Origin of the sequence: Bacteroides sedimenti, from assembly GCF_040365225.1 — a bacterium.
In the GTDB taxonomy this organism is placed as follows: Bacteria; Bacteroidota; Bacteroidia; order Bacteroidales; family Bacteroidaceae; genus Bacteroides; species Bacteroides sedimenti.
The window spans coordinates 946,380-966,071 of record NZ_AP028055.1 but is presented as its reverse complement, the minus strand read 5'-3'; the positions used below and the strand labels follow the sequence as shown (position 1 = coordinate 966,071).

The 19,692-nt window shown below is 40.1% G+C and carries 14 protein-coding genes; 5 read left to right on the top strand and 9 right to left on the bottom strand.

The annotated features are described in order from the left end of the window. Positions 1-49: 49 nt before the first annotated feature. On the top strand, positions 50-1,330 hold the full coding sequence (glyA, locus tag ABWU87_RS03830) for a serine hydroxymethyltransferase (RefSeq protein WP_353333443.1): 1,281 nt from the start codon (positions 50-52) through the stop codon (positions 1,328-1,330). A gap of 307 nt (positions 1,331-1,637) precedes the next feature. Here the strand turns inward: glyA and ABWU87_RS03825 are convergent, their stop codons facing one another. The 4 genes from ABWU87_RS03825 to ABWU87_RS03810 form a co-directional block, all read right to left on the bottom strand. Next, positions 1,638-1,892: a hypothetical protein gene (locus ABWU87_RS03825; protein WP_353333441.1), complete on the bottom strand. Its 255-nt coding sequence runs from the start codon at positions 1,890-1,892 to the stop codon at positions 1,638-1,640. A gap of 536 nt (positions 1,893-2,428) precedes the next feature. After that, a complete protein-coding gene (locus ABWU87_RS03820; RefSeq protein WP_353333439.1) occupies positions 2,429-4,096 on the bottom strand; it encodes a formate--tetrahydrofolate ligase in 1,668 nt (555 codons plus the stop codon). A gap of 398 nt (positions 4,097-4,494) precedes the next feature. Further along, on the bottom strand, positions 4,495-6,702 hold the full coding sequence (locus tag ABWU87_RS03815; protein WP_353334408.1) for a beta-N-acetylglucosaminidase: 2,208 nt from the start codon (positions 6,700-6,702) through the stop codon (positions 4,495-4,497). An 88-nt stretch (positions 6,703-6,790) separates the two neighbouring features. Then, the gene (locus ABWU87_RS03810; protein WP_353333437.1) at positions 6,791-7,666 is read right to left on the bottom strand and encodes a helix-turn-helix domain-containing protein; all 876 of its coding nucleotides are present in this window, start codon (positions 7,664-7,666) and stop codon (positions 6,791-6,793) included. A 165-nt stretch (positions 7,667-7,831) separates the two neighbouring features. Between ABWU87_RS03810 and ABWU87_RS03805 the strand changes: the two genes are divergently transcribed. The 3 genes from ABWU87_RS03805 to ABWU87_RS03795 all read left to right on the top strand — a co-directional run bounded on the left by ABWU87_RS03805 (position 7,832) and on the right by ABWU87_RS03795 (position 13,291). Continuing rightward, a complete protein-coding gene (locus ABWU87_RS03805; protein WP_353333435.1) occupies positions 7,832-8,857 on the top strand; it encodes an efflux RND transporter periplasmic adaptor subunit in 1,026 nt (341 codons plus the stop codon). Beyond that, positions 8,854-11,949, top strand: coding sequence for an efflux RND transporter permease subunit (locus tag ABWU87_RS03800; RefSeq protein ID WP_353333433.1), 3,096 nt, complete (start codon positions 8,854-8,856; stop codon positions 11,947-11,949). Before ABWU87_RS03805 ends, ABWU87_RS03800 begins: the two co-directional genes overlap by 4 nt. 70 nt (positions 11,950-12,019) lie before the next feature. Continuing rightward, the gene (locus ABWU87_RS03795) at positions 12,020-13,291 is read left to right on the top strand and encodes a TolC family protein (protein WP_353333431.1); all 1,272 of its coding nucleotides are present in this window, start codon (positions 12,020-12,022) and stop codon (positions 13,289-13,291) included. Between the two features lie 211 nt (positions 13,292-13,502). Here ABWU87_RS03795 and ABWU87_RS03790 read toward each other — a convergent pair whose 3' ends face one another. The 5 genes from ABWU87_RS03790 to ABWU87_RS03770 form a co-directional block, all read right to left on the bottom strand. Further along, entirely contained in the window at positions 13,503-14,651 is a 1,149-nt protein-coding gene (locus tag ABWU87_RS03790; RefSeq protein ID WP_353333429.1) for an iron-containing alcohol dehydrogenase, read from the bottom strand. Between the two features lie 43 nt (positions 14,652-14,694). Further along, positions 14,695-15,540, bottom strand: coding sequence for an aldo/keto reductase (locus ABWU87_RS03785; protein ID WP_353333427.1), 846 nt, complete (start codon positions 15,538-15,540; stop codon positions 14,695-14,697). 19 nt (positions 15,541-15,559) lie between these two features. Next, a complete protein-coding gene (locus tag ABWU87_RS03780) occupies positions 15,560-16,099 on the bottom strand; it encodes a flavodoxin (RefSeq protein ID WP_353333425.1) in 540 nt (179 codons plus the stop codon). Between the two features lie 172 nt (positions 16,100-16,271). Next, positions 16,272-17,537: a cupin domain-containing carboxymuconolactone decarboxylase family protein gene (locus tag ABWU87_RS03775; RefSeq protein ID WP_434533903.1), complete on the bottom strand. Its 1,266-nt coding sequence runs from the start codon at positions 17,535-17,537 to the stop codon at positions 16,272-16,274. A gap of 25 nt (positions 17,538-17,562) precedes the next feature. Beyond that, complete coding sequence (locus ABWU87_RS03770) at positions 17,563-18,546, bottom strand: aldo/keto reductase (RefSeq protein ID WP_353333421.1); 984 nt, start codon at positions 18,544-18,546, stop codon at positions 17,563-17,565. Between the two features lie 161 nt (positions 18,547-18,707). Here ABWU87_RS03770 and ABWU87_RS03765 point away from each other — a divergent pair, with 161 nt between their 5' ends. Further along, the gene (locus tag ABWU87_RS03765) at positions 18,708-19,604 is read left to right on the top strand and encodes a helix-turn-helix domain-containing protein (RefSeq protein ID WP_353333419.1); all 897 of its coding nucleotides are present in this window, start codon (positions 18,708-18,710) and stop codon (positions 19,602-19,604) included. The last annotated feature ends 88 nt before the right edge of the window (positions 19,605-19,692 follow it).

Genomic DNA, 19,692 nt, shown 5'->3' with positions numbered 1-19,692 from the left:
CTAATCGGAAAAGGTTCTCGAATAAAAAACTAATAATCATACTAATAGAATGAAAAGAGACGATTTAGTATTCGATTTAATCGAAAAAGAACATCAGAGACAGCTCAAGGGTATCGAGCTGATTGCATCAGAAAATTTTGTGAGCGACCAGGTAATGCAGGCAATGGGTTCTTGCCTGACAAACAAGTACGCTGAAGGCTATCCGGGCAAACGTTACTATGGCGGTTGCGAAGTGGTAGATCAAACAGAACAGTTGGCTATTGACAGACTAAAAGAAATTTTTGGGGCTGAATGGGCTAACGTACAACCTCACTCTGGTGCACAGGCAAATGCTGCAGTATTTCTTGCAGTATTGAATCCGGGTGACAAATTTATGGGATTAAATCTGGCACATGGCGGTCACTTGTCTCACGGTTCTTTGGTAAATACTTCGGGAATCATCTATTCTCCATGCGAATATAATGTAAAACAAGATACTGGTAGAGTTGATTACGACCAAATGGAAGAAGTAGCTCTCCGCGAACAACCTAAGTTGATTATCGGTGGTGGTTCTGCATATTCTCGCGAATGGGATTACAAGCGTATGCGCCAGATTGCAGATAAGGTTGGAGCAATCTTCATGGTAGATATGGCTCACCCTGCCGGACTTATCGCAGCCGGATTATTGGAGAACCCACTGAAATGGGCACACATTGTTACTTCAACTACTCACAAAACTCTTCGTGGTCCTCGTGGTGGCGTTATCCTGATGGGCGAAGACTTCCCAAATCCATGGGGAAAGAAAACACCTAAGGGTGAAATCAAGATGATGTCTCAGTTGCTAGATTCAGCTGTATTCCCAGGAATTCAGGGAGGACCGCTGGAACACGTAATCGCAGCTAAAGCTGTTGCGTTCGGCGAATGTCTACAACCTGAATACAGAGAATATCAGAAACAGGTGAAGAAAAATGCTGCAGCACTTGCACAAGCGTTGATGGACAGAGGATTTACAATCGTATCAGGTGGAACAGACAACCACTCCATGCTGGTTGACCTGCGTTCTAAATATCCTGAGCTAACTGGTAAAGTTGCAGAAAATGCATTGGTATCTGCTGATATCACTGTAAATAAGAACATGGTTCCATTTGATAGCCGTTCTGCATTCCAGACTTCGGGTATCCGTCTTGGAACTCCTGCTATCACTACCCGTGGTGCAAAAGAGGATCTGATGGCTGAAATTGCTGAAATGATTGAAACTGTTCTTTCTAACGTTGATAATGAAGCAGTCATTAAATCAGTTCGTGAGAAAGTAAACAACATCATGAAAGATTACCCGATGTTTGCTTATTAATCAAACATTTAAAAGCATAATAGCAAAGAGGCTGTCCGTTTTTTGGATAGCCTCTTTGTTTTTGCAACACTTTTCAAAAAAAAACTATCTCCGCTCCCACCCATATAATTGAATCACAAAAAGTAGCACAAGTCACGCAAGTCACGCAAAACCGATATATCCATTTGATATATAGCGTATTACAAGTGCGTAACTTCTGCGTGAGCAACACAATTTTCTACGAAAGTCACGCACCCCATTATGCTTGGAGAAAAGAGTTTATTCATGGCATAAAACTGATTATCGCAATATGGCAGCACCGATAATCTTAGTGTCCCCAAAGAATGCGAAGCCCCAATATGGAAAAATGGGGCAAAGAGTGCACCAAAAGCCTGAGTAGCAAATTATCGAAAGCAAGCTGATGAAGTTCACTCCTATCAAAGAACTGATTGGCCACTGAACGGAATAACTGCGGCATCCAGCAGAAAAAGAACGCATGGAATGAACCAATTCTTCGCGGGAAGTAAGCCTGTACACCCGGGTGGAGGCAGGATGTACATCCGGGTGTAGAAGTCCTATCCACCCGGGTGTACAGCCTATTTTAAGGCCTAAAAAATATAATACTTGGAATTGAATGCAGGATTGCCCTTGTTAATCCTTAAAGAGCTGCTTTTCCCGAATCGTCATAACATTAGCCCAACCGCACCTGATGAGGTTTACCGCAATCTCTTTCCTGATCTCTGGAAGAAAAAGTAAACCTTCAGTTTGTATCCGCATCTAACAAGATGGCATCGCGAAGACGCTTACATTCATCCAGATTCAGGTGCGTGACTTCTGCGTGAGCAAAACGAAATTTTTCACAGAAGTCACGCACCCTTATATCTCTAACAATAAACATGTTAATAGCACAAGTGCGTGACTTGCGTGACTTGTGCTACTTTTTGCGAATTAATTATATGGGCGAAGTTATCAAGGTACAGATAAAAAGAGGTCTTTCCACAAAAAAAAATCAGAAAAAGAATGATATTTCCCTGAATACCAAACACAAAGGCGCCCTTATGAGGCGCCTTCCATATATTATTTCATCCCAGTGCGGGAGGGTGTTTCAAAAAACAGCGATTAGCTCAAACCTTCGATATAGCCATTTACGATATCGATTTTTGTTGCCTGAGGTTGTTTGGGCAGACCCGGCATACGCATTATGTCTCCAGCAATAGCCACAATCATCTCGGCACCGTTATTTATAACAATGTCTCTGATATGCAATTCAAAATCGGTAGCAACACCGTATGCTTTTTCATCAGCTGAGAATGAGTACGGAGTCTTAGCTATACATACAGGGAAATCAGAAATACCCAGTTCCTTAATCAACTTCAGCATTTTATTCGATTGAGAGCTAAATGTAACCAACTTGGCTCCATAAATATTTTTAGCTACTTTTTCAATTTTATCTGCAGTTGAATCTTCATCCTTGTATGTCAGTTTCAATGGTTTTGAAGGTTTTTCCTCGATAGTACGAACTACCAATTCGGCCAGTTCCACTGCTCCTTTACCACCTTCAGCAAAAGCATTATTAATTGCAAAACCTACACCTGCCCATTCGCAGAAACTGCGGACCATAGCAATCTCAGCGTCAGAGTCTGTATCATACTTATTGAAAGCCACAACTACATTCTGATTGAAAGAACGCATGTTCTGAATATGCTTATCCAGATTCTTCAGTCCTTCACACAAACCGTCAGTATTTGGTTCCTTAATTTTATCGAGACTAACTCCGCCATGCATTTTAAGTCCCTGCGCTGTAGCAACAATAACCGTCAGCTTTGGTTGCAAGCCCGATTTGCGGCATTTGATATTGAAGAACTTCTCAGCTCCCAAATCGGCACCGAAACCAGCTTCCGTAATTGTATAATCTCCATAACTCATGGCCATCTTTGTTGCAAGCAGAGAGTTACATCCATGGGCAATGTTCGCGAAAGGACCTCCATGAACAAACGCAGCAGTATGTTCTGTTGTTTGTACCAAATTTGGGTGAATGGTCTCTTTCAGCAGTACGGTGATGGCACCGGCTATCCCAAGATCCTTAACTGTAAACGGCTTATTGTCGTACGTAAATCCTAGTAAAATATTCTCAATACGACGACGAAGGTCTTTCTGATCTCTGGCAAGGCAAAGAATAGCCATAATTTCAGATGCCGGAGTTATATCGAATCCCGATTCACGGGTAATTCCATTTGCTTTTCCACCAATACCAACAACTATGTTACGAAGTGTACGATCATTAATATCAAGAACCTTTTTCCATAGAATTTCTTTCAGTCCGAAGCCGGTTTCCTGATTCTGATATAAATAGTTGTCGAGCAATGCACTGATCATATTGTGTGCAGAGGTAATGGCGTGGAAATCTCCTGTAAAGTGGAGATTGATATTTTCCATCGGCAGCACCTGTGCATATCCACCACCAGCAGCACCGCCTTTCATTCCAAAGCAAGGACCAAGTGAAGGTTCGCGCAAAGCAACTATTGCCTTCTTCCCTATTCTGTTTAAGCCAAGTGCCAGTCCAATGGAGACCGTTGTTTTACCAATTCCGGCTTTTGTTGGAGTAATAGCTGTTACAAGAATCAGATTGCTGTTCTTAACTTTTTCTTCATTGATTAAGTGTACGGGAACTTTAGCAATGTAACGACCATAATGCTCTATTTCGTCGACCGGAATACCGGTCCCAGAAGCAACGTTATTAATCCTGGTTAATTCAATGCTTCTTGCTATTTCAATATCTGTTTTCATATAATATTCAATTAGGAGTGCAAATTTACTAAATATGCCTCTTTTTTGCGTTCTTTTATAGTTTATTTTTTCAAATTAATGTAAAAAATAAACTTAATTATAAAATTATTATAATAATTGCATTATTTCAAACAGTTTGAAATTGAATATAAAAATTAGCAATCATTTTGCTCAAATGAAAACTAAAATATTATCAGGAAAAATTATCAGGCAGATTAAAATAAAAGCCCGCAGCAATAAATACTAACCTACATATATAAACACACTTCATCCGTTATTGAAGGTTAAAGATTGAATATATAATCAGGCAAAATGGTTTAACTGCCATATTAACAAGAAAAAAATCCAGACCTCATTAATTAAGAGATCTGGATTTTCATATATTTTTCTGTCCGTTCTTATATGTTCAGCACGAATTTACGCATATAGAACTCTTGTGGTTTACCACTCTTATTAATGAAACGTACAGCTTTCACACTTCCGCTTGCAGTTTTACCTTTAACCAGCTCACCTTCCTGCTCGCAAGTCAGCGGCTTCCAGCTTTCACCATCTACAGAATACTGCAGCTCACCCCATTGCAAAACATCTTCTTTTCCTGCATTGAATTCAACCGAACGAACTCGTACCGGTTTTACCAGATTGATTGTAACGAAAGCATCAGCTCCCGCTTTAATCACTTCATTAGAAGGAGAAAGGTTTACCAGTTTTCCCTGCAACTGCAACGGCAATGACTTCAACTGAGATATATTGCTCTCCAATGTATGAGGACAATAGTCAAAAACTACCATAAGGTTTTCTCCGAACTGTTTATTGAAACGTTCTGTAGCCTGAGCAAATAGATTATTCACAAACGGAGCCATCACCAATGATCCTGTTTTTACACCCGGCTGGTAAGGATTGCGGTTATTGACAGCCTCCAGTTCGTACGTCTGTTCTTTCAACTCTTTTAAGCGAGAGTAGTCGAGTTTGAAACCCTCTTTATCGCTATTTTCAAGGTCACGCAGCAAATCCATTGCTACCAAACCTGTTTGTCCTAATAATCCGAATTGTTTTATCCAGGGGTTAATATCGTTTATCAGCGCTTCGTTGTCTTTACTTCTCAATAACACATCAGATGCTGAAATGATTTTTTTGAACTCACGCTCTAATGCAGTAAAATCAGTCTTCTCATAAGTTCCGTTTTCCTGGAAAGCATTCAGGAAGCGCTCTGCAACCGGTTTCATCTCAACTGATTCCACACGTCTGTATCCATGACCATTCGGTCCAAGATCTTGATTGTGTGTAGCGAAAACCTGGAAAGCCTCTGTTGATATCGGCATAATTGCTTTCAAAGAACGTTTCCATGCATCATCAGAATCATATTTTTCCATGTTCCATGTATAATCTGCAACACCATAGATGGCAATCTTAGATGCTTCTGCATGTTCCATCGGGTTAGAAACGAATCCGGACATCATATCCGCAATGTTTGTATCGTTTCCATACACCGGTCCCATCAACAAATGGTCTCTTACATAGTCTGTCACCGGGAAGTTCCACCAGATATAAGCCGGTCTCTTAATCAACCCATTAATCCATGCCATGCCATCGCTGTGAATATCAGCCACCACCTTGTCTCCCGTCCACATAATCTGAATGGATGGATTCAGTTTATCGCCGAGTGTTTTAAGATAACCACCTGCCACGTTTGACCAACTTTTGTTATATTCTGTTGGGCACATCACAAGCGGAGTAACATCCTTTTTCACCTTCACAAAATTGTCGTCAATATAGTTCAGTAATTCAGCCTGCTTTGCCGCATTAGTACCTTCCCCCGAAATATCATCGAAGAAAACAGCAAACGAACGTACTCCAAGATTATACATACTTTCAAACTTATCCAGAAGCAGCTTACGGTCTTCATCGTTCCATTTGATGTCCTGTCCCGGGTGAATGGCCCATACAAAGTCCACCTTGTTGCTTTTTGCCAGTCTTACCAGTTCGGCCATGCGCTCTGCCTCCTTCTGAGGATAAGGCTTTCTCCAGTTGGGGCAGCTATGATAAGGGTCATCTTTCGGACCGTATATATAGGTATTCATTTTATTAAACCCATAGAATTTCAGTTGGCTAACTCTATCCTCAAAGCTCCATGGTTTACCATAGAAACCTTCGACCACTCCACGGAAACGTATATCAGGGTAATCGGTAATGGTGAGTTGTGGCAATGTGCCATTTTTATAAAGCTGGTTTAAGGTCTGCATGCCATAGAATGTACCACGTTCATCCGAACCAACCAGAACCAGTTTATCTTTTTCGATTGACAAGTAGTACGATTCAGCTTTCTTTGGTACAAAGCGTGCGAACTTTTTCACTGCTTTATCTCCTTTTTCACCAATAAATACTTTGAATCCTTTTTTGGAAACTCTTCCTTGAAGCAATTCTTTAAGCAGACCGGCAGCATTGGTATCCGCCTGTTCAAGCCCTACTAACTGTACTTGTTGAGGAAGCGTAAGTAGCTGTCCTGTAACTTTCATCTCTTGCGGCCGAGGCTGCACCTGAATATCTTGTGCATAGAGAGCCACATTGCAAATAAAACCACAAGCTACCGCACAAGTGATTTTTCTCATTAAATTCATTCGCGTTTTTTTTATGTTTAGTTAATTCCACAAATATAAGGATAAACGCTCATTTTTAAAACAGAGAATCATAAAATTGCTATTTTTTACGATATTCGCTGGGCGACATTCCAGTATGCTGCTTAAAATACTTACCAAAAAACGACTGATTTGGGAATCTTAGTTTATCAGCGATCTCCTGTACTGTGAAAAGAGAAGATTTAAGCCTTACCTTAGCTTCGAGGATAACCTGTTCATCAATCCATTCGCTGGCCGAACGACCGCTTGCTTCTCTCACAACTCTTGAAAGATGTTTAGGAGTGAGAAAAAGTCTTTCGGCATAAAAACTCACGCTCCGTTCTTTTTGAAAGTTCTCTGAAACTAATATGAGAAATGACTCGAATAGTTCTTCCCTACGCGACTGAAATCTTTTTACCGGTAAATGACTATCAAATATGCTATAGACTTCAAAGACTAGTGCTCGAAGCAGATTTTTAGCTATTTCTTTGCGATAATCATTCTCCTTATCTTTCACTTTTTCCCATAAAAAAGAATGATATTCCATTATTGAGAGAACCTCCTGATCAGAAAGAGTTGTATGCGGATTATCTTTTATATATAAGAAAATAGAAAGTTTCTTTTCAAGGTTCACCGCAATCTCATTCATAAAATCATTGGAAAGAGCAAAGAAGATTCCTGCAAAATCATCACTTTTTTCATATAGCTGAATAATTTGTCTAGGCATGATTAGTGCTAAATCATTCTTTTTGAAATAATAATCTTTCAAATTAATCCCCACACGAGCATACCCTGTTAATGGGATGCAGAATACACATAAATCAATTCTGCTTGGATACTCAAAAAGGGGAACATCCTTTATATCACTGAATATGGCAAAATCATTGTCAATAAAATCAATATCAGAATCTTTCTCAATATCTGAAAGATTCAAATTCTGCAATTTATTTTTTTCCATTTGAACAAAATGTCTTATTCGGACGTAAATATAATACTATATTGTGATTATTTGCATCAGTATGAGAACTTTAGAACAATTAAGGGGAAAAGCAGAACTTCCTTCCGTTAAGTAATCTGCTCAACTTTGCACAGCAATAATTTTTTAACCAAATAAGATATTAGTATGAGAGTAAAAAGAAAGTTTTATGTATTTGCATTACTGGTCTTTGCTGTAAGTTGCAAAAATAAAACAGAAAATTTAGGAACAGAAGAAGCAATCCCGGTAAAAGTTGAAACCGTAGCCCTTTCTCAAACCACTGGAGATCATAACTATGTGGGCACAATAGAAGAAAATACGGGCACTTCTCTTAGTTTTCCATTGATGGGTACAGTTGAGAAAGTAATGGTTTCAGCTGGTCAAAGTGTGTCAAAGGGGCAATTGCTGGCAGTACTCAATCAGGCTACTCCCAAAAACACTTACAGCATGGCACTTTCATCGCTGAAGCAAGCTGAAGATGCTTACAATCGGCTTACACAGCTACACGACAAAGGCTCTCTTCCTGAGATAAAGTATATTGAGGTTCAAACCGCTTTGCAGCAAGCGCAGGCAGCCGAAAGTATTGCCAGGAAAAACCTAAACGACTGTAATCTGTATGCTCCATTCAGCGGATTCATCGCAAGGAAATCCATCGAACCAGGAATGAATGTGGCACCGGGACTAGAAGCGCTTAAGCTGGTAACCATTGATAAAGTCAATGTAAAAGTCTCGATTCCGGAGAATGAAATTTCGGGTGTAAAATCAGGAACTGCAGCAATTGTAAATGTTGCTGCGCTAAATCACAGACAGTTTGAAGGAAAGGTAGAAGAAAAAGGTGTAATGGCCAATCCTTTTTCACATACCTACGAGGTAAAAATCAGAATAAACAACTCACAACGAGAGTTGATGCCGGGTATGGTCTGTGAAGTGTATATTGCATCCGAAAAGAATTCCGGAAAAATTCTGCTGCCAAACGGTGCAGTTCAGATTCTAGAAAATGGCGATCGATTTGTATGGCTGGCTAAGGATGGGAAAGCAATCAGAAAGATGGTTACAACAGGAGCCTTGACAAATAAAGGGGTTGTCATTAACAGCGGACTGTCGGCTGGCGACAAGGTGATAACCGAGGGAAATCAAAAGGTAAGTGAAGGAATGAAAGTTGTGATAAAATGAGCAGAAAGAAAATCAACATAGTAGAAGCAGCCATGAGGCACCGGCAGATTGTAGTTCTCATTACTACACTGTTGGTGCTGTTCGGAGTGTATGCACTCATCGTAATGCCCAAGCAGGAATTTCCTACATTTACAATCCGTCAGGGACTGGTCATTGGAATTTATCCCGGTGCTACATCGGCCGAAGTAGAGGAGCAGCTGACCAAGCCATTGGAAAAATTCATATTCACTTATAAAGAGGTAAAGAAAAAAAAGACATACTCCACCTCTAAAGACGGGATGGTAATTGTTAATGTGGAACTGAACGACGACGTAAGGAACAAGGACGAATTCTGGTCGAAGTTTAAACACGGACTGGATGGATTCAAGTCGCAGCTGCCTTCAGGCGTGCTGGAACTGATGGCAAACGATGATTTCGGTGATACTTCGGCGTTGCTGATTACTCTGGAATCGGAAGACAAAACTTACCGCGAGCTGGAAAAATACCTGGACGAACTGCAAAACAGACTACGACGAATCGATGCGGTTTCCAATCTTCGCAGTTATGGTTTGCAGAAAGAACAAATCAGCATTTATATTGAACAGGAGAAACTGGCTGCTTACGGAATAAGTTCGACCACACTGGCTGCCAACCTCTTCACGCAAGGGTTTACAACGATGAGCGGTTCGGTAGACAACAAGAGGTTTGTTGCTCCGATCCATATATCCGAGACTTATAAAACAGAAAGAGACATAGCCGAACAGATTATTTACTCTGACCCTACCGGACATGTCATCAGACTGAAAGATGTGGCACGGATTGTCCGTGAATATCCCGACCCTGATTCATACATAAAAAACAACGGGAAAAAATGCATTCTTCTTTCCATGGAGATGCGTTCCGGAAACAACATTGTTCAGTTTGGACACGACGTGGATATGGTACTGGAATCCTATCAGAAAGAGCTTCCAAAAAGTGTGAGTATGTATCGCATTGCCGACCAACCTAAAGTAGTTGGCGATTCTGTGATCGACTTTCTGAAGGAACTGCTGATAGCTATTGTCGCAGTTATTATCGTAATTATGGCACTTCTCCCTATGCGTGTTGCATCAGTTGCAGCATCTACCATTCCAATTTCCATATTTATCTCGTTGGGGCTTTTCTATGCTTTTGGTATCGAGCTGAATACGGTGACACTTGCAGCACTGATTGTTACTCTCGGAATGATAGTTGACAACTCCATCGTTATCATCGACAGCTACATTGAACGGATTGATCAGGGCATGTCGCGCTGGTATGCATCCATAATGAGTGCCCAGAAGTTCTTCAAGTCCATTTTTTCTGCAACATTGGCCATCAGTATTACCTTCTTCCCGTTTCTGGTCACTATGAAAGGGATGTTTAAGGATTTTCTGCTGGCATTTCCCTGGGCCATCACCATTATTCTGGGAATTTCGCTGCTGGTTGCGATGCTGTTGGTTCCTTACTTGCAATATTTCTTTGTCAGAACCGGATTGAAACAGTCTGATGAAGGGAAAAAGGAAAAGAAGAACAGTGTGCTTAACATGATGCAAAGGAAGTATGAATGGTTACTCGAAAAATGTTTCAGACATCCGTGGATTACAATAGGAACCGGGATAGGAATTGTTCTTATAGGAATCATAATGTTCAGCCTGCTTCCTCAAAGATTGATGCCGATTGCAGAGCGCAACCAGTTTGCAGTTGAGCTTTACCTGCCCAAAGGAACTGCCATTGAGCAGACAGCAGCTGTTACGGACAGTCTGGAACAAATTATGCGTAAAGATAAACGGATTGTATCCATCACTTCGTTTGTGGGAGAAGGTTCACCGCGCTTCCACACTTCGTATGCCCCCAATATGCCTGGAAGCAACTATGCCCAATACATTGTGAACACGGTCTCCAGCAAAGCTACCGAAGAACTGCTTGATGAGCTGACCGGCAAATATTCCAACTATTTCCCAAATGCCTACATTCGTTTTAAACAACTCGATTATTCGGATGCTCTCTCTCCCATCGAGGTTCGCTTAAGCGGCGATAGTCTGGGTGCACTGAAACGTGCATCAGAACAGGTGTTGAGCAGGCTCCGGAGTATGAAAGAACTAAATCTTGTACGAACCAACCTCGAAGAGCAAACACCAGGTGCTTTAATTAATATTGACCACGACGAAGCAAACCGTTTGGGGATAAACAAATCATTGGTTTCGGCCAACATGGCCATGCGTTTCGGGCCGGGTATTCCTCTTACCACATTGTGGGACGGTGACTATCCGATGCAGGTGAAGCTGCGTGCCGAACGTAAAAGCGACCCCAACTTCGAGGACTTGGGAAATGAATACGTTTCTTCACTCATTCCCGGAGTATCGGTCCCATTACGCCAGATAGCCAAAGTGGAAGCCGACTGGACCGATGGACAGATTGTACGTCGCAACGGGGTACGTACCCTATCTGTAAAGGCCGATGTAAAACGCGGTGTGAATGTTACGGCAACCGAAACAAAAATCGAGAAGGAACTAGAGAAAATATCAATGCCACAGGGAGTCACCTTAAGCATGGGAGGTCAGAAAGAATCTGACGAAGAGGCTCTTCCTCAGATAATCGGAGGTCTGCTGATTGCTGTTGTCATTATCTTCTTCATCCTGCTTTTCCATTTCCGGAAAATTAATCTGGCTCTGCTCATTCTGGGCTCAATATCGTTAACCATCTTCGGTGCTGCGTTCGGCATCTGGGTAATGGGACTTGATGTGAGCCTGACAGCTGTTCTGGGTATAATCAGTTTGATGGGTATTTTGGTAAGAAACGGAATTATTATGCTTGATTATGCCGAAACATTGAGAAAGAAACAGAAGATTCCAGCTTATGAAGCTGCTCTTGAAGCCGGCAAAAGACGAATGCGTCCCATCTTCCTCACGTCGGCAGCAGCATCTATGGGAGTTATTCCGATGATAATAAGTAAAAGTCCGATGTGGGCCCCTATGGGTTCGGTCATCTGTTTCGGAACGCTTATCTCCATGGTGCTGGTAGTCACGGTACTTCCGGTAACATATTGGTTGATTTTTCGTGGTAAACATAAAGGAATTAGTTCTCCGGAATAATAGGTTGTCATAACACGGCAACGCTTTATTGAAGATAAATCCGATTAACCGATTAAATATTGATATATAAATGAGAAAAAGAGATATAATACTGATAGGACTTCTGCTTTGTTGCATAACAAGCATCTCCGCTCAAGAGATGCTGACTCTGGAACAATGCAAGAAACTCGCAGTTGAGAATAACGTTAAAATGAGGAATGCCAGGTTGGAACAATCGGCATCGAGCGAAGTGAAGAAAGAAGCTTTCACCAAGTACTTTCCGGTTGTCAGCGCAATGGGGACTGGAATCGATGCCAACAAAGGCATGATGGAAATGAACATCATGGGGATGGGACTACCTTTAATGAAGAACGGTGTTGTAGGAGCTATAACCGCCATTCAGCCGGTTTTCACTGGAGGGCGGATTATCTACGGAAACAAACTGGCAAAACTGGGAGAAGAGGTGAGCAGCTACCAGCTTCAGCTTTCGGAAGATGAAGTTACGTTCAATGCTGAGCAGTACTTTTGGCAGATTGTTTCCCTGCAGGAGAAGATGAAAACCGTTCAGGTAGTGGAAACGCAGTTAAGCAACTTGCACAAGGATGTAAGTGTATCATTCGATGCCGGAATCATCACCAGAAACGATGTACTCCGGGTTGAATTAAAACAAAATGAAATTGCCAGCAATAAACTGTCACTGGAAAACGGCATTTCCATTGCCCGGTTAGCTTTGAACCAATACCTGGGTACACCCAACAAAGAGTATCTGCTCGATACGATCCCATTCACGGTGATAAGCTCACCGCTTGAATTTAGGATGAATCATGAAGAGGCGCTTCAAAAGCGGGCTGAATACAGGTTACTAGGCAAGAACGTGGAAGCCAGCCGGGTTCAGACAAAAATGAAAACCGGAGAATATATGCCGCAAGTAGCCGTTGGAGCAGGTTATGTGTACCACGACCTACTGGATAATAAACATAACTTTGCCATGGCATTTGCCACAGTCTCGGTTCCTCTTTCCGGATGGTGGGGAGGTTCGCACGCAATCAAAAAACTTAAGTTGAACCAGCAAATGGCAGAGAACACAAAACAGAGCAACAGTGAACTGCTTCTTATCCAGATGCAGCAATTGTGGAATGAGCTGGAAGAGGCTTATAAGCAGGTAAAGCTGGCAGAAAAATCGGTTCAGTCGTCCACTGAAAACCTACGGCTAAACAACGAATATTACAAAGCCGGTACAGTGGCTCTCAGTGATTTGCTCGATGCTCAAACTCTGATGCAGCAAAGCAGAAATCAGGAAACCGAAGCGAAAGTAAACTTCTTAATCAAGAAATCCAGATATCTGCAGGTTACGGGAAGATAAATTCTTGCATGAACATTTTAATTATAAGGTGCTGTTTTAATCTCCAAGAATAAATGGGCTTAAAACAACACCTTTTATATATTTTCTATTTGTTCTATTTTTATGCATAGCTAATGTTTTAATTAACATTATTTATGCTTCCATAGATACTTTAATTTTGATATTCAATAATCAATTAAAACCATCTACGATGTAAGAGCCTGGAATTCTATTATCTGGCATTTTCAAGCACAGTTGTTATCATCTCTTTGGTATAGAAGCCTTCAGCTCCCCACATGCTGGCAATAGCAGATAATTTTTCGACCAGTGCAGGAATGTCGCCTTCCGGAATGTTGCCTTCTTTTAATGTAACGGGAGTTCCGATTTTTACATACCAGTTTTTAAGTGCCTCTATTCCTGAATCTGCACCTTCAACATTGAAAATGTTTTTAGCAAAGCGTCCAAAGCGTTCTGGAAGATTGTTCTTTTGCCATTTCATCCACGCCGGAACTATAATAGACAAGCCTGCGCCGTGTGCAATATTATATTCGGCCGATAGCGTATGCTCTATAAAATGGGTATCGAACCGGTTGTTTTCTACTCCGCAAAAAGTGGTGAAATTCAAGGCTTGTGTAGCAGCCCAGGCAAATTCACCTCTTGCCTCAAGGTTACCGGCATCTGTCAACAGAATTTCAGTTGTTCTGATAACCGTCTTCAGAATATTTTCAACGTGTCCGGCAATAAATTCGGGTAAATAGGTAGCCGATAGGTACATATCTAAACTATGTGCGAAAATATCAGCGGCCGAATAAACCAGGTATTCTTTGGTAACAGAAGTCTGCAGTTCAGGGTTTATTACCGAGACAGTCGGGAATGTGGCAGCACCGGCAAGACTCAGCTTTTGTTTCGTTTCATCTTTTGTAACAACTGCATAGTTGTTCATCTCGCTACCGGTAGCCGCGAGTGTCATAATGTCGAAAATCTTCAAGGCATTATTGGGAACAGCCTTATAGATAAAGAAATCCCAAACATCACCTTCGTAGGCAGCTCCTGCTGCAATAGCTTTTGATGAATCCAACACAGAACCGCCACCAACAGCCAGTACAGCTTCCAGACCTTTTGCTTTAGCGAGTTGAATACCTTCATACACCTTGCTTAACAGTGGATTGCTTTGCACACCGCCCAACTCTTCAAAACTTATTCCGTTATCGGCCAAAGACTTAGCTACGACGTCAAACAAGCCGTTCTTCTTTATTCGGTCTGAACCATAAATGATTAATACTTTTGAAACGCCATATTCAGCAATGTATTTTCCTATATTTTTCTCTTTTTCTGTTCCGAATTCTATCCGGGTAGGATTGTAAAATGTGAAATCTTTCATTTTGATTATTGTTTAAATTGTTTTTGTTTGATTTTTATTTAGTTTAAAATACTGCGGTACTTAACCATTTAACTATTTCCGGATCACGATGATCAAGAAAACTACTGCGATTCATATCGAGTGCTACAATTGCATCCATATCTTCCGGGGCTAGTTCAAAATCGAAAATATTAAAGTTCTCAATGATTCTTTCTTTATGGGTGGATTTGGGAATCACCACAATACCTTTTTGCGTTAACCAGCGCAGAATTATCTGAGCAACACTCTTTCTGTATTTCTGTGCAATAGATAACAGCAGTTCATTTTGGAAGATATTATTTCTGCCCTCAGCAAATGGTCCCCATGATTCAATCTGAACTTTATTTTCTTGTAAGAATTTTGCAGTTTCGATTTGTTGGCAAAACGGATGAGTCTCAATCTGATTTACAGCTGGAACTACTTTATTATGGAGTATTAAATCCATCAAACGGTCAGGTTGGAAATTGCTGACACCTATAGCTTTGATTTTACCCTCTTGATAGAGCTCTTCCATAGCTCGCCAAGAGCCATAAACATCTCCAAAAGGTTGATGAATTAAATACAAGTCCAAATAATCCAACTGTAAATTTCTTAAGGATCTCTCAAAAGCATTTCTCGTGCTTTCGTAACCGGCATCCTGAATCCAAAGCTTTGTGGTGATAAACAATTCTTCTCTTGCTACACCACTTCTTTTGATTGCCTTTCCCACAGCTTCTTCATTTCCATAAGCAGCGGCAGTATCAATTGACCTATAACCGGCTGCTATAGCATCATAAACACTTCTTTCGCATTCTTCATCATCGGTAACCTGATAAACACCAAATCCAAGGATTGGCATTTCAATGCCATTATTTAATATCACTTTTTGCATAATCATCTTTATATGTAGTTTATAAAATATCGTTGTCCTTTAACCACATTTCCACGCTTTTTCTAGAAGATGGAGATTGCACACTTCCTCCTCGAATGGCCAAAGCCGGAAACACTTCTGAATTCGGATTAAGCTTTTCAATGTCCTTTACGCTTCTTGATAATCCACTGCCCTCGTGAGTGCAAAATGGTATAATTACTTTTCCTGATAAGTCATATTCTTCAAAGAAAGTGAAAACCGACATAGGCATTGTTCCCCACCAGTTAGGATATCCAATAAATATAATATCATATTTATCTGTATTTTCAAGATTAGTTGATAATTCTGGTCTGGCATCCATGTTTAGTTCACTTTGTGCAACCTCCGTAGCCTGAGTATAATCTTCTGGATAAGAATCCACAGTCTCTATCTTAAAGAGATCACCACCAGTCATTTCCTGAATCATCTTGGCTATCACTTCCGTATTACCAACAGGCAGATTAACGATTGACCCGCCAACATAGTTATTGCCTGATCGTGAATAATATGCGATTAAAATGTTTTTATTTTCTGAATTCATAATCTTTTTAAGTTCTATAATTTACTCTTTCTCCAAATTTTATTCACGATGCAAATTTATTATGGATTTCTTATGTGTTATTATACATATTACTGGAATAAATACTCATATTAATGATATTCATTTATGGAATTATCTGTTTTTCAGAGAATTTGCATACTTTTTTTTTTGTTTATTCAGGTATAACTTCATTTAAAAATTTCAATGCATTCAAGGTACGAGGATATCCTATATATGGTAAAAGTTGTGTGGTTACACTCAACAATGTTTCTTTGTCATTGCCCACTTTAACGTTTCCAAGAATATGTCCTTTTACCTGCGATTCAGTGCCACCCATGCTGATGAGCATGGAGAAAGTTAAAAGTTCTCTTGTCTTTGTATCTAAACCTGTACGAGTTTGATAATCACCAAAGCAATTTGCCGATAGATACTTTTGTATATGCAGCTGATTCTTCGGTGCTTGCTCGTACATTTTATCAATAACCTCTCCAAAAATATCCTTTTGAAGAGCCAATCCCTTCTCAAAACGTGTTTCACGATTGGTAGTAGATTGCCCTTTCAGAGGTAAAGCAATACCATGTTCTGTAAATATCTCGTTTGCGGCATTAATAAAGTCTATCACCTTTGCCACTCCAACATAAGCAACCGATTGATACAGAATTTCCTTTATTTCAACAGGTGTAACACCCACATTGAGAGCTCCATTTACAAACATTTTATATTCCGTAAGTGCACCTTGAGCAATGGTGGAACCCATAATCATTATCACCCGGGTTTTGGTGTCGATGTTACCATCGCTAATGACCTCGCCGAAAGCCCAATTATCGAATATCTGAATCAATTCTGGATCAGTTTTAGCTATTTTAGAGATATAACCGGGCCATAATTCTTCATGATTTTTAATAGCCGCATTCGTTAAGTTGATGGGGTCACTTTTTGAAGCGTCAGTTGCTTTTTTATATTGCTCGTCATCCACAGCTTCTAACCAGGTGTTTTTGCTATTCTGTGGATTTGTTTCAATTGCCAAATGCGAAAACCAACTATCCGGACCAGCACCGTGCCAGTGAACCACATTAGCCGAAATCTCAACCACATCACCGGGTAAAAGCAAACGTGCCGCTTCACCTTTAGCCTGATAATATCCTTTTCCACCTACTACAACAAGGATTTGACCACCAGTATGGCTATGCCAGTTATTTCGACAACCCGGTTCAAAGGTCACATTAGATATGGGACAATTTAAATCTTTATTTTTTGTCAACGGAGCTAAATAAGCCTGTCCGATGAAGTATTTAGAATACATTTCGGGCAATTTGTCTCCCACTGGGAAATTACTGACTTTGGGATTTTTTTCTATCATATTTTGTGCCTTTAATTGATTGTATTGACTGAATAACAGAATTGCAGCAACTATTGAAATTGTTACTAAGTTCTTCATTTTGTTTTGTAAACTTCACTTTTTCTTATCGTCCTGTTCTTTTTTCCAAATCTTCAGGATAGCGTGCACCTTTTATCTCAATCTTTGAAAGAGACTCATTGATATGAGCAATCTCACCGGGGGAAAACTCAATATTTAGCGCATTTATGTTTTCTTCGAGCCTTTCCATCTTGCGGGTTCCCGGAATTGGAACAATCCATGGCTTTTGGGCTATGACCCAGGCCAGAGCAACTTGTGCAGGTGTGGCATTCTTTTGTGCAGCAATTTCACGAATAAAATTCACTAAGACCTGGTTCGCATTCAGATTCTCTGATGTAAAACGCGGAACAATGCTGCGGAAATCAGAGCCTTCGAATTTTGCATTCTTGTTGATTGCACCTGTAAGAAAGCCTTTCCCGAGGGGACTGAATGGTACGAACCCAATGCCCATTTCTTCAAGTGCCGGAAGAAGTTCTTCTTCAGGTTTACGCCACATCATGGAATATTCACTTTGTACGGCAGTTACCGGACACACGGCATGAGCTTTACGAATAGTCTGAACACAAGCCTCAGAAAGTCCCCAATGTTTTACTTTACCTTCTTTCATAAAATCCTTGATTGTTCCTGCCACATCTTCAATAGGTACATTTACATCCACACGGTGCAGATAATACAAATCTATTACATCCGTTTTAAGACGCTTCAAAGATCCTTCAACAGATGCACGAATAATTTCGGGACGGCTATCTAGTTCCTGATTTCCATTCGCATACTTAATACCAAACTTTGTGGCAATAACAACTTTATCACGTACGTGTACCAATGCATTACCAACAAGTACTTCATTAATGTAAGGACCATAAATCTCGGCAGTATCGAAAAAGTTAATACCTCTAACTAATGCAGCGTGAATTAACTTAGTCATTTCTTTAACATCAGATGCTGGACCGTAACCCGAGCTCATCCCCATACAACCTAGTCCCATTTCAGAAACTTCAAGGCCACTATTTCCTAATTTTCTGTATTTCATAATTATATTATTTTTGATGATGCAAAATTATACCGGATTTCCCGAGGCACTGTTATACAGATTACTGATATGCATACCAATATTACAGATACAAGATGTCTTACGATATAAATAACAAAATAAGTGCTACTTTTGTCTTGCAAACTAATATATAAGTGCTTATGAATGAGATATTAAAAATTGATAATATATGTGATTATAATGTCCTTCTCGGACTGGAAACATTGCATCCGTTAGTTAGTGTCATTGATATGTCAAAGTCTAACAAAATAGCACATATGCGTCATAGTTTCGGCTTTTATGCAATATATCTGAAAGATGTAAAATGCGGAGATTTGATCTATGGTCGTAATTATTATGATTACCAAGAAGGTACATTGGTGTGTATTGCACCGGGGCAAGTTCTTGGTGTAGAAGATAACGGTGAGTATTTTCAGCCAAAAGGTTGGGCATTGTTATTTCATCCGGACTTGATACGTGGTACTTCGCTTGGACGAAATATCAAAGAATATTCTTTTTTTTCTTATGAAGTTAATGAAGCGCTTCATTTATCAGAACAAGAACGATTAGTTGTAATAGACTGCTTGCATAAAATTGAAATGGAATTAAATCACTCCATAGACAAACACAGCAAAACGTTGATTACATCGAATATAGAATTACTCCTTAATTATTGTAAACGTTTCTATGACCGTCAGTTTATTACTCGTGAACATGTTAATAAAAATATATTAGTTCGATTTGAAAATCTGCTGGATGATTATTTTACATCATCTAAACCACAGAATATCGGCTTACCAACCGTCGGATATTGTGCCGATAAGCTTAATCTATCAGCGAACTATCTAGGAGATCTAATCAAGAAAGAAACTGGAAAATCAGCTCTTGAACATATACAGTTGAAGTTAATTGATACCGCTAAAGAGTTAGTGTTTGACACAAGTAAATCTGTAAGCGAAATTGCATATGAATTGGGCTTTAAATATCCTCAACATTTTAGCCGCTTGTTTAAAAAGCGTGTTGGATGTTCACCAAATGAATATAGGGTGCAGCATTAACTTATAATTATCAGTTTTTAATTGCTAAATGAGTGTGCACGAGTGGTTCAGTATGAAAGAGTTTTAAAACCGAGACATCTCAACAAAA